Here is a 12,346-nt window from a genome sequence, read left to right as displayed (position 1 = left end):
GGGGGACGGCTTATTTTGCTGGAATGGTGCGTTTCATGCGACGGGTTAAATCACTGATGTGCTTATCAATGTCTTTTTGTGAATCGTGCTGAATGTCATCGCTTTTGAACGATACATCATAAGCAGTGGTTTTCTTGTCTTCTTTGAATACCGTTAAGGTAAAACGTGCGGAATAGGAGATTTGGGAGGTTCCGACGTTTGCATTTTGTCTAGTGATGCCAGAATCTCGAGAGATGCTAATTGATGCTTCAGACACTTCTGGCTGTTCTGCTACGACCATCGGAGCAATCTTGTAACGATAGTCCAAATACAAGTCTGCATCCGACTCTACTAATTGGTAGCCTTTTTCTGACATGACATCGTTCACTGAGGTTCGGATTTTTTGATCTACCTTATAGGGTTTTGAATCACTGGACGAACTCTTCGGGATAGCCTTTGAGCGCCAAGCATACGTATTGGCTTGAACAAACGCGTCTTTATCTTTTAGCTCCGACTGAACTGAAAATAATGAGCAGGCACTTAGCGATGTTAGGATTGCTGCGAAGGCAGCGAAAGTAATAAGTTTTTTCATATATTCAGTCCATTGTCTTGTTTTCTAAAGGCTATTCTAGCGGCTGGAGCGGGAGACTGCCATCTCAGATCCAGCTAATTACTGATGACCTCTTCGGCTTCTGGCTTGCGATCGTCGCATCAGATGGGAGTGTAATACGACCAGCGACGTTCGCCTTGGCGTTCCAATTGTCCACTTTTATGCAATTTCTTTAACAGATAAGACGCACGACTGTGATCCACGTTTAACAGGGCTTGTGCTGTGGTGTTGTCGATTCGCCCATGTTGTTGCGCGTAACTCAGTAATAGTGACTCATCCTTGTGAACTGAATTAGCAGGCAGGTTTATTGGGGATGAGACTTCAAGAGGCTCGTCATGAAACAGAGGGTCGGAGAGGTGCAGGTGTGCCTTGGTAATGGTTTGCCCTTGACTGCGAATTAAGGCGTATTCAATAAGATTCTTTAACTCGCGAATATTGCCAGGGAAGGGATAGTCAGAGAGTGCATGTATGGCTTCGTCCGATATAGTTGGCGTATGTTTGCCCATCTGCTCTGCCAGTTGATGTAAAAAGTACTGGGCTAGTAATGGAATGTCTGATGCACGCTCTCTGAGTGCGGGCAGATGAATAATATAGCCGCAGAGACGGTAGTATAAGTCTTGGCGGAATTGCTTCTGTTGAATGCTGCGCGTGAGGTCGGCGTTGGTGGCTGTAACTACTCGAACGTCCACTCTTTGAGCGCGTTCACTGCCTAACGGAGTTACCTGGCCATCTTCTAACACCCTCAGCAATTTTGGTTGCAGGGCCAGTGGTAAGTCGCCTATTTCATCCAGGAACAGGGTGCCACCATCCGCCTGGACAAAGAAACCATGATGATCTCGATTGGCGCCGGTGAATGCCCCTTTGCTGTGACCAAAGAACTCTGAGTCAGCCAGTTCTGCTGGAATGGCGGAGCAATTGACGGCGATAAAAGGTTTGCTTTTACGAGAACTGCCGTAGTGAATTGCTCGTGAGATGAGCTCTTTTCCTGTGCCGCTTTCTCCCAACACCAGAATATGGGTTTGAGAAAACTGTTGGAGATTTTGCACTTCCTTAATGACGCTAAGTACGGTGTCGTGTTCGCCAATGAAGCCCTCCAAACCCAATGAAGAGGCTTGGTATTTTGACAGGGTTTCAAAGCGTTCATCGGCAATGCGAAGTTGTTCTTCGGCGCTTTCTCGTTTTTGGATTTGTTCCATCAATTGATAGTTCAGCGCCTGCAGTTGGGTATTTTTGGCTTCTAATTGCTGCTTTTGCGCATGAAGAGTTAGATGGGTATTGATGCGGGCGAGTACTTCTTCCCGTTGGAAGGGTTTGGTAATGTAATCCACGGCACCGAGCTCAAAGCCTCTGACTTTATTTTCGGTATCAGAAAGAGCGCTCATGAAGATGACCGGAATGTCCTGCGTAGCGTGTTGTATTTTGAGTCGCTCGCAGACCTCAAAACCATTTAAGCCTGGCATCATGATGTCTAATAAGATTAAATCCGGAGATTGCTCAGCCGCCAGTTCTAAGGCTTCTGCTCCATTGATGGAGACCGCCAGTCGAAAACCTGAATCTTTAAGGTGGTTTACCAGTATGTCCAGGTTGTCAGGTTGGTCGTCTACTATTAAGACCAAAGGAAGCTCTGTCATTGCCGTAATCTTATCGCCTATGATGAATTCTATAAGTGTTCTATAAGTTTTTTATAAGTGATTATAAGAAGGGTTGTAGACTTATAAGTAAATTTAGCTGGGTTTCTCTGAAAATCTCTTATAAATATTTAAACAATCTTTATGGTGTAAATCCAGAGGCCAGAGGTATTTATCCATATTATTTATATGGGAAATTATAACTTGTTGATATTAAATGAGTTTATTATTTAATGTGTTGATTTTCTCCGGTCATCCGCGGCTGAGGACGGCTAGAAACTATATTTTGTTGTAAGTTTGGTCAGAAAATTGCTTTATAGCGATTTCAAGTAATTGATAAGAAAAGTGTTCCGTTGTTATGTCTATGACTTACTCAGAGAGATAACTGCGTGGCAAGAGGTGTTGAATTGAATACTGAGTCCTTAAAAAACATGATGCCTGGGAGAACACCAACGGTTTTGGTGGTAGATGATATTCCAGAGAATCTGGATATTCTGATCGAGAATTTTCGTGATGAGGACATAGAAATTCTCGTGGCTTTGCATGGTAAAGATGCTCTGAGATTAGTGAAGGAGCATAAACCCGACTTAGTGCTGCTGGATATCATGATGCCAGGACTAAGTGGCTATGAAGTGTGTAAGCAGCTAAAGGCAAACCCTGAGTTGTCTGATATTCCGATTATTTTTATTACGGCCATGGATGAAATGGATGATGAAGCTTTTGGTTTATCGCTGGGAGCCATTGATTACATTACCAAGCCTTTCTCAGTGCCAATTTTAAAAGCTCGGGTTCGTAATCATCTTGAATTGAAAATGAAAACGGACTTGTTGGCGAAGCTGGCATGTTTGGATGGCCTAACTGGCATCCCCAATCGTCGACACTTTGATGAGATGCTTAAAAAAGAATGGTCACGAGGTATTCGCAATGGCAAACCAATGTCTTTGATCATGATTGATGTGGATTATTTCAAAAACTACAACGACACCTATGGCCACGGTCAGGGGGACGTGTGTTTGCAGAAGGTAGTCAGCGTCTTTCAAACCTTACTGAAGCGTTCTTCGGATGTGTTGGCGCGCTACGGTGGTGAAGAGTTTGTGGTGGTGTTGCCGGAAACCAATGGTGAACAAGCACTCAGTATTGCAGAACAACTGCGAATAGGAGTCGCGGAACAAGACATTCTTCACTCACACTCAGATGCTGCGCCATATCTTTCTGTCAGCATTGGCTGTGCAACTATGCAGCCGTCTTCAGAGAGTGAGTCAGCACATCTGCTGGAATTAGCAGATAAATACTTATATGAAGCAAAAAAACAGGGGCGAAATCGCGTTATATCAGAGAGTGCTATACCATAGCTGTTGTCTAAATATTTAGTACTAACAGGAAGGGTGCCGGGACGCCGGTAGATGCATAACGATGATAAAAAATATAACGATACTGGCAGGACTCGTTGCCAGTTCTATGGCTGGAGCTTCAACATCAGGTAAAGATGAGGGGGATGAACTTGCTGCTCTGATGTCTTTGTTGGAGCAGGAAACGGATCTGGCGACACACAGTAAAATGAACGCGGACTTTGTTCCTGGAATGGTAACGGTGCTACACAGTAGCGACTTGCAGCGGTTGGGGCTTGAGAACGTCGCTCAGGCGTTATCCATCGTTGCCGGATTCGATATTAATGAAAACAACGATGGTAGTACCATTAGTCTGGTGCGTGGTGTTGGCGCCTCATTGGACTCGAACAACCTTAAGATGATGTTAAATGGCGTTCCTGTGAATAACGCTATCACGGGGCTGGCTGAGCCGTTACTGTATTTGCCTGTGGAGCAAGTTGATCGTATTGAAGTGATTCGAGGCCCGGGAGCGTCCTTGTATGGTGAGTTTGCATTTTCCGGTGTAGTGAATGTAATTACCCGTAAGCAATCGAACGATGTGGCGGTCAAAGTTGGTGACAATAACTTGCGCCAAGCCAGTGTGAATCTCTTTGGCGCTTCGTCTGATCGACGTTTTCAGTGGAATCTAAGTTCGTCTGCCTGGATTGAAGACGATTCGGATCGAATCAGTAACACCGATAACTTTTGGAACAGTGGTAATGGTCATTCACCTGGACCAGTGTTTGATAATAATAAGGGCAGCACTTTTCTTTTGGGGCTGGATTATGACGGGTACCAGTTTCGAGCCCAGTATCTAAATTATCAAAAAGGCATAACGTTTGGTCGTACCGCCTATACACCTGAAGACTTCTCTCCCTTCAAACAATCCATGTTGAGTTTTGATGTTTCTAAAGAATGGAAATTCAATGAGCAATTGAGCCATAAACTGTCGTTGAATTATTTGCAAAATGATACAGAAGATCCTGTACATCTTACTCTCCCTGCAGGGGTCAGGGGGCCAGGTGGTAGGCCGCCGACGGTTACGGATAGCTATCGTCAGGATGAGCATGAAGACGCTTCCTTTGCTCTCAACTGGGAGGGGAGCTGGGACGTTTCGGATCACTCGTTGTTGTTGGGGCTGAGCCATAAAAAAGTGAAAGTGACAGATGTCGGCGGGAAGGTTTTCGATCTGGTTCAACCTGCAAGGTATTTTACTTCGGATGAAATGGTCGTTCTTGACGATACAGAACGTGAAATTAACAGTGTCTTTTTCCAGGATCAGTGGCATTTAACTTCGACCTTGGATATGACTTTCGGGGCGCGTTATGACGACTACGATGATCTTGGTGGCAATCTCTCGCCAAGAGTGGCTTTGGTGTGGCGGGCAACCGATAAGCATTTGTTCAAAGCTCAATACGCAGAAGCTTTCAGGCCTCCTACCTTACAGGAAAGTTATCCTGGTCCATTAACACCAGAAGGGCGTACATCTCAAGGGCGTGAACTTGATCCCGAAGAGTTGGCCTCTTATGAGCTGGCTTATATCTACCGGAGCAGTGGCAAAGTGCTACGTTTCACCGTGTTCAAGACGGACATCAAGAACATGATTGAATTTGTCATCGTTCCTGGCGAGCCACCGACTTACCTAAACAGAGGAGAGATCTCATCTTACGGCGCTGAACTGGAATGGCAACAGGCTATTGGTCGTTCTTGGGAAGTGCTAGCCAATGTTTCTTATGTGCTGACGGATGATGAAGTTACTAACGATGATGTGGTCGGGTCGATTGATTGGATGTCAAATGTCGCTGTGACTTGGCATACAACCCGTTCTGTTAGTCAAAGTGTTCTAGTGAAGTATCGTGGACAGCAGAAAGGCTATCCGAATATTCGACGTTTAGATCCCGAAAACAGCTTCCCCGAATATCAGACCCTCGATTATTCGGTGAGATGGGTTGAGCCGATGGGCATCGATGGGGTGTCTTTCTCTGGCACGGTTAAAAACGTGTTTGATGAAGATTATGCAATTCTTTCCGTTCGTCCGACTTACGAGGACGGCTTACCGCAAGAAGGGCGTACTTGGTGGGCTGAGGTTGGCTATGAGTTCTAAGTTTCAGGTTTTATTCTGTTTGACCCTTGATGTAGGTTTGCTCCTGCGGCGATGTATGGAGTAACTGAGTCGTGTCGGCAATCTTCCCGAGTAGCCACCAACAAAAAATAAGATACAGCTTTGTGTTGCAGCTGGTGCTGTGCTTAGTGTTGGTGTCGATACCGGGTCATGCAGTGATTGCCGACCGTTATGACGAGCGTCGTGCGCACGTCGGAATGAAACTCTTCAAAATGATGTTACTGGCAGACACTGATCGCCATAAAAAACGAGATGACGATGGCGCCTTGGGGATAGCCTTACTGTACATTACTCATTCCAGTGCAGTTCGTCGTTTGGAAAAGACCGCAGATGAACAGTTAGCGTCGATTACCAATCCCGAGGTTCATATCCGCAGCGTCAGTTTGGAAGATCTGTTAGCTGGGGATACTCCCCCTACCGCGGGCATTTTTATTACTCAAAAACTGGACGGTGATGAGCTCAAGGCGCTCATTGAATTTAGTATTGAGCATCAAGTGGTGTTGTTTTCTCCCTTTGAAGGTGATGTGGAAGCTGGGGTACTGGGTGGAATCTCGGTAGAAGCCCGAGTTCGGCCTGCGTTAAATATGGATACCCTGATGCGCGCTCAGATCAACATCAAGCCTTTCTTCGTGAAAGTGGCAAAGCAATATGCGGTGGCGGAGTAATGGCATGAAGAGATGGCTACCTCGAGTTCGTTTGCGTCAATCCAGTATCCTGATCACGCTGGTGTTTCTGGTTGTAGAAGTCACTATCATTGCTTCGCTGAATAGCTATTGGGAAGGCACTTTAGAACCACGCCTTCGTCAGGCGGCCGAAACGCACTCTCAGGTGCTGGCAAACTCTCAGGCCAACCTGCTCAGTGATGTGATTGTCTATAGCGAGCAGCAGGATACTAAAGCTCAACTTGTCCAAACGGTGCAGGAAATCCTGTTGATCACCGATCCTTCCATTGGTGAGCCCTTCATCCAAGGTGTATCGCTGTTTCTAGATTACGAGGCGGTGGCGGCGCTGGAAGGCAGCTTGGATCTGGCGGAAGGTAACTTGAGTTGCGACGAGTGTTTCTTGGCCGACCTACCGTTGGTGAGTCAACATCAGGAGATTCTTGGAGTAGCATCGTTTGTGGTTAGTGATGCTTACTATCGTTTTCTTAGTACTGATATGAAGAGCAAACTTTACAGTCAAACGGCCATTGCGTTGGGCTTGTTGGTACTGGTTTGGCTTGCCACTTTGGTTTTGTTTGAACGCCTCCACAAAGCCAAGAAACTGATTGAAGCCTCGGATAAAGCTAAAACCCGGTTTATGGCGAACGTCAGTCATGAGTTGAGAACTCCGTTGAATGCGATCTTGGGATACACGCAGCTCTATAAGAAAGATCGTGAATTAATGAAGCAATATCGGCAGGGTATTGAGACCATTGATCGAAGCGCTGACCACCTGTTGTTGATGATTAATGACATTCTTGATTTTTCGAAAGTAGAGTCTGAATCTATTCAGCTTTACCCTCGTGAGGTGCAGTTTAGACCTTTCCTGGACACCTTATGTGAGATGGCCGAGATTCGAGCTCGACTTAAAGACATCGACTTTATTAAAGACTTTGGTGACGATTTGCCTACGACGGTGCTTGCCGATGATAAGCGGATGCGGCAAGTGCTGTTAAATCTGTTGAATAACGCCATTAAGTTCACCTCGAAAGGTTCTGTGACGTTACGCATTAGCGTGATAAAGAACGAGCGGAAAGGTCACCGTGTGCTCAGTGATTTACTGTTTGAAGTGATCGATACCGGGCCGGGTATTCCGAGCGATAAACTTCAGGACATCTTTATTCCGTTTCATCAATTGGATAACGGTAAGCTTAGCAGTGAAGGTGCTGGCTTGGGTCTGGCAATCAGTCAAAACTTGCTCAAACTGGTTAGTTCTGAGATCCGTGTCGACAGTGTGCTCGGTGAAGGCAGTCGGTTCTACTTTGAAGTGCGTATGCACTCGGTGGTGCATTCAACGGTCAGTGAAGACCGGGACTACGATGCCATCGTCGGGTATAAAGGCGTACGTAAAACCATATTGTCGATTGATGATAATGCGCTTAACCGGGATGTGCTGCGACAGCGTTTGGAACAGTTGGGCTTTATTGTGGAAGAAGCATCGAACGGCGCGGATGGCTTAACTATGCTTTCGAAGGTGCAGCCGGATCTGGTGATGTTGGATTTATTAATGCCGGACTTAGACGGTTTTGCGGTGATTGAGAGGATTCGTGAAGATCATTCAGCTGACGAGCTTCCGGTTGTGGCTTTGACGGCCGCGATAGAGCCTGAAACCATCGATAAGGTCAGTTCTTGTGGGTTCAATGACTTGGTGCCCAAGCCGGTGTCGGATCGTGTGTTGATCGACAAGTTACAAGATCAGCTCAAGCTTGAATGGCTGTTGCACGGTAATTCGCCCGAAGGTGATTTGTCCGTTGAGCATCCGTTGGTTCTGCCAGAGTCGGATAAACTGGCTTCGCTGGTGGAAGCTGCCAAGAAACATAACATCCTGACATTAAAAGACGTATTGTCGGAGTTGGAATTGCAGGGCGATTATCAGGTGTTCGTAGAAAAAGTGGGGGGATTTGTTTCAACCTACCAATTCAGGAAGCTGGTGGATTACTTGGAATCCCTAGAGTAAGACGTTTTAGCTTTTATTATAGACAGTAAAAAGCCCGCGAGATGTTTGACCGTGTGTTAGCTATATCCGGCGGGCTTGTTAAATAGAGAGTTATTGATTAGATAGTGATTGAAGAGTGTTTATTGAATATTCTGCTCTTCAGCCGCCATGCTCATTAGAACTAACTGCATAACCTGTTCTAGCGGAATCTCTTGCTCATTGATCGTCAATACGCCATCAACCAGCTTAATTTCAGTCGAGACTTCAGTATCCGTTTGTTTGATTAAACCTTGTTGAACGTACTCGGCAATCATAGGTGCGGCCGGTGTCTTAAAGATGGCTTCGTTATCCGCACGAGCCACAAAGTTTGCTTTAATCGCTTTTGGAGCAAGCTCAGGGTTTGCCAGCGCATCTAATTCAACGCCTTCAATACCAGTAAATAGCACGTCTAAATCTGCGAATAATTTTCCGTCAAAAGCACTGATTTCAACTTCCTGATTTAATTCCAGGCCTGGTTGTAAAGTTGCGTTGATTAACTCACCAAAAATCGGATCTGCTTCTAACGCTGCCGTTTCAAATGCCTCAGCTTTATCATTCAGCTCTTCCAATAGTGTCATTGCTTCCTGACTTACACCGTTAAAGTCTATTTCATAACGGACTGCGTGAACCGGAAGCATGGACTCAATGCTTTCAATGCTAAAGGTCGCGTGGTTATTAAACTTGTTATCCACAACATCTACGTTGCTGGAAATATTCGCATTGGTTAACTTCAAAGGACCTGTTGGGGTCAGCGCGTTGATTTCATTAATATTGAATGCGCTCGAACCAACGGTTAATCCAGACTCATGCTTATCAAAAGAGGCGTCCAAGGTGGTGCCGTAGATGGAGAATTTGGCCTCAGGGCTTTCGAAGTTGGAGTTTTCAATGGATAACTGCAGAGTGCCGAATTCCTCTAGGAAGTTTCCTTCGATGGACAATGTAACAGGCGCTACTTGAGCATAAACTCCAGCTACTTCATCTTTATAGTCGATGGCCTGAGAACTCAGCGCTGTTGTACCCGTACCAAACAGATTGACGTGGCTGTAACCAGTAAACAACTTGCCGCCTAAGTATTGATCAATCGTTGCTTGTGCTTCTTTCGAGATGTTTTCGAGGTATACAGAATCTTCTGATGTAATTTCAAAGAAATAGGTGCCTGATTCATTGGTGGCAATCGGCGTATGCTGAACACTCGACTCAAAAACCAGAGCAAATGGTGGGATTTCATTGTCTGGGAAGCTGTAATTCAAAGTGAACTTTGCTTTTGATGTCGTATAACCGCGCTCAAAACTGCTTTCAGACAGCGTAACGATCTGGTTTTCTTGTGCTTTTAGTGCTTCGTAAGCCTGAGAGAACTGTTGTTCCGCAACTGATCCCATAATCCATGGGCTGGCGGCAGCTCCTGCTGAAACGATGATGGCAGAGGCTAATAGTGCTTTTTTCATGAGGACATCCTTTTGCTGTGAATCCTTTAATTAATAAGGGCGGTATTCTATCGAAGCGCTGGGGGATTGAAAGAATAATTGTATACCTACCCATAGTTTGGCCAAGATTTGGGATCATAGTGTGGCCTTTCTATAAGGTATGAATGGTCTTTACTTTAGTTTGCTTATTTTTGATATTGTGATTTAGTTCAAATAATGATTGTCCTATTGATAGGACTGTTAGTTCCAGCTTTTAGGACTATTCTTCTTTCTGTATAGTTTCTGCGAAAATCCGACAGCTTTGGCCGGAATATAAAAACAATAAACTTAAAGTTGGAGTCTGCCTGTGACATCTGGACGTCGCTCACTTGTTTTCAGTCTTTGTGTACGTGTTCTTTTATTGACAGTGTTCTTTATTTCATCTGTTAAAGCTTCCGTAACTGAGATCGCTTCTTTTGAAACAGGACAAAATCTCGGTTCTGGTGTTGCCCAAAATTATAGCGGTGACTTGTATTATGTTGGTGATGCGGATGGTCTACTTCATCAAGTTTCTTTTGATGGTACGCAGTACACACTTGATGACTCATCAAGTTGGCCCGTTGATTTAGGGGCTGAAATTGCCTCTACTCCAGCGATATCTATTGATGGCATTGTTTATGTTCCGACTCTGGATGGAGTCTTATTTGCGATTTCTCCTGAAGGTCAAGTTGAGTGGCAGTACACACTCATTGGAAGTAGCTTTACATCGCCTGCTATCAGTGCGGGTGGTGACATAGTTTTAGGCGCTGATTCTGGCTCCATTCTTTCTTTAAATAAAAATGGTGTGGTTAATTGGTCTTTTGATACGTTAGGTAAAGTCGGTGCGTCTCCGGTTATTACAGATCAGGGGATTATTGTTGTATCAAACTCTATTGGTGAGCTTTATGGGTTTGATGAACAGGGTTCGATAGTTTTTACGTATACAAGCCCCAATGGCAAAGGCTTTTCAACTCCTGCGTTAACTAAAGATGGTGAAATTTATCTAGGGGGGTTTGATAAATATGCCTATAAGTTGAACGCTTCAGGTCAACTATTATGGCGTAAACCTCTCTCAGGACTAGGAGCTGCAGCTCCTGTAATTGATGGCAGTGGTAATGTGTTTTTTGTTGCCTATGAAACAGGCCAGGTTTATAAGTATTCTTCAAATGGTTCATTAGTGAGTTCTGTAACACTAAATGAAATTACCTATTCCTCTCCTTTATTAACCACGTCCAATAAGCTAATTCTATCAACTCAGCAAGGTAATCTTTACTCCCTTAACAGCTCTCAATCACTGAGTTCTGAACAGCTGATTTCAGGTTTGCCTGAAATATATGCACCGCTTTTGTTGAGCTCAGCAGATCATTTGTGGGTTGCCCAATTAGACGGCCAAGTTAAATCTTTTGATATTAACCAATCAATAAATACTACTGATTGGGTTATGTTTGGTCAGAATACTTCTAATACTGGTTCATATATAGACAGAGATGGAGATGGTTATCAGGATCATTCAGATCTGTTTGCTTTAAATAGATTAGAGTGGGTAGATAGTGATGGTGATGGTGTTGGTGATAATGGAGACCTAGATGATGATAATGACCAGCTACCTGATCTATGGGAAGTAGCCAATGGTTATGATCCTTACACTTATAATAATCCGTCCTTAGACCCTGATAATGATGGCTTACCGGATTGGTACGAAGCTCAAGGTGGACTAGACCCAGGAAGGAATGATGCTTTAGAAGATACCGATGGCGATGGTTATAACAACCAGTGGGAATTTTTGCTTGGCTCAAATGCGGGGATTAATGAGTTTGATGATCGAACAGAAATTTCTGTCTTAGGTTCTCTTAAAAACGGGGATGTAACCGCCAATGGTATGACTGTTGAAGGGCTAGACTATATTCGTGAAGTTGTTTCGCATGTATCCGGTAAATTTGTATACGTACTGTCTTCACCAGATAGCTCGGTTCGTCGTATTCAAAATATAGTGATTTTTGCTCGAGATACACAAACCGGTGCTTTAAATTTTGTCTCTAATGAGTCGCTAAGTATGCCTGTCGTATCGGCATTATTTACTCGGGACGGCGAGTCTCTGTACTTGATGGAAGACAGTACTACACCAAACTTGATTCATTACAACATTGATGAAGTAGCGGGTACGTTTACGGCCTCGGGTGAGTATCAGAGCTTTGAGCGTTTGAGCTATACATATGTCTCAAACCCTACGTGGGATAACAGCCAAGCGTACATTGGTTCGTCAGATGGTAGTGCGTCAGTGTATGGCCCTCTTGGATTGGTGGCCGAGTTAATAGAAAGCCCTGACAGTAAACAGGTCTACATTGGCACCTATAATACAGGGATTATTATCTTGGATCGTAATGTGAGTACGGGAGCTATTAGCTATCGGACGCACTTTACGCCATCCGGTGAGGGCAATCATTGGACAGTCAAGGATCTACAAGTCTCTCAACTAGGTGATAATCTATTAGCGAACAGTAGTTCTAGGACTAGCGCACGGT

The 12,346-nt window shown here is 44.7% G+C and carries 8 protein-coding genes; 5 read left to right on the top strand and 3 right to left on the bottom strand.

Annotated elements, in window-relative coordinates:
- Positions 1 to 10: 10 nt before the first annotated feature.
- Both ACFOEK_RS20825 and ACFOEK_RS20820 read right to left on the bottom strand, forming a co-directional pair.
- Entirely contained in the window at positions 11 to 571 is a 561-nt protein-coding gene (locus tag ACFOEK_RS20825; RefSeq protein WP_386723422.1) for a hypothetical protein, read from the bottom strand.
- 119 nt (positions 572 to 690) lie between these two features.
- Positions 691 to 2,220: a sigma-54-dependent transcriptional regulator gene (locus ACFOEK_RS20820; RefSeq protein ID WP_386723421.1), complete on the bottom strand. Its 1,530-nt coding sequence runs from the start codon at positions 2,218 to 2,220 to the stop codon at positions 691 to 693.
- A gap of 404 nt (positions 2,221 to 2,624) precedes the next feature.
- On the opposite strand from ACFOEK_RS20820, the gene ACFOEK_RS20815 reads away from it, so the two are divergent.
- From ACFOEK_RS20815 to ACFOEK_RS20800, 4 genes are all read left to right on the top strand, one after another.
- On the top strand, positions 2,625 to 3,569 hold the full coding sequence (locus ACFOEK_RS20815) for a diguanylate cyclase (protein WP_386723420.1): 945 nt from the start codon (positions 2,625 to 2,627) through the stop codon (positions 3,567 to 3,569).
- Positions 3,570 to 3,630: 61 nt separating this feature from the next.
- Positions 3,631 to 5,688, top strand: coding sequence for a TonB-dependent receptor plug domain-containing protein (locus ACFOEK_RS20810; protein ID WP_386723419.1), 2,058 nt, complete (start codon positions 3,631 to 3,633; stop codon positions 5,686 to 5,688).
- 71 nt (positions 5,689 to 5,759) lie between these two features.
- Positions 5,760 to 6,371 (top strand): hypothetical protein, encoded by a 612-nt coding sequence (locus ACFOEK_RS20805; RefSeq protein ID WP_386723418.1) that lies wholly within the window; start codon positions 5,760 to 5,762, stop codon positions 6,369 to 6,371.
- Positions 6,372 to 6,375: 4 nt separating this feature from the next.
- Positions 6,376 to 8,364, top strand: coding sequence for a response regulator (locus tag ACFOEK_RS20800; RefSeq protein ID WP_386723417.1), 1,989 nt, complete (start codon positions 6,376 to 6,378; stop codon positions 8,362 to 8,364).
- A gap of 119 nt (positions 8,365 to 8,483) precedes the next feature.
- On the opposite strand, the gene ACFOEK_RS20795 is transcribed toward ACFOEK_RS20800, so the two are convergent.
- Entirely contained in the window at positions 8,484 to 9,827 is a 1,344-nt protein-coding gene (locus tag ACFOEK_RS20795) for a DUF945 family protein (protein ID WP_386723416.1), read from the bottom strand.
- A gap of 325 nt (positions 9,828 to 10,152) precedes the next feature.
- On the opposite strand from ACFOEK_RS20795, the gene ACFOEK_RS20790 reads away from it, so the two are divergent.
- Positions 10,153 to 12,346: outer membrane protein assembly factor BamB family protein (locus ACFOEK_RS20790; RefSeq protein WP_386723415.1), on the top strand; the 2,194-nt coding region annotated here is incomplete at its 3' end.

The organism is Litoribrevibacter euphylliae, from assembly GCF_042646085.1.
Lineage (GTDB): Bacteria > Pseudomonadota > Gammaproteobacteria > Pseudomonadales > Litoribrevibacteraceae > Litoribrevibacter > Litoribrevibacter euphylliae.
This window is presented reverse-complemented; position numbering and strand designations above follow the sequence as displayed.